Source organism: Lysinibacillus sp. GbtcB16 (assembly GCF_019091145.1).
In the GTDB taxonomy this organism is placed as follows: domain Bacteria; phylum Bacillota; class Bacilli; order Bacillales_A; family Planococcaceae; genus Lysinibacillus; species Lysinibacillus fusiformis.
Map to the genome: position 1 here is coordinate 1 of NZ_JAGXJV010000902.1, position 234 is coordinate 234.

A 234-nucleotide genomic window follows, 5' to 3' on the forward strand; every position below is an offset into this window, starting at 1 on the left:
TCTCGGCATTCTGACACCAATCCTTACATTGTATGCCAAAGAAGTGCTTAAGCTCTCATCCTTTGAGTACAGTATGTTCTTGGTGGCAGGCGGTGCCGTAACGGTGATCTGTCTGGTTCCAATGGGGAAATTGGTGGACCGGCTCGGTATACGTCCGTTCCTGATCGCCGGCTTCACGGCCAGTGCAGCTGCCCTTCTACTGTTTACATATACAACAAGTATGGCCATGCTGTA

The 234-nt window shown here is 50.4% G+C and carries 1 pseudogene; it reads left to right on the top strand.

Annotation, left to right across the window (positions count from 1 at the left end):
• Positions 1–28 precede the first annotated feature (28 nt).
• A pseudogene (locus tag KVT27_RS26255) lies at positions 29–234 on the top strand (MFS transporter); the annotation flags it as partial.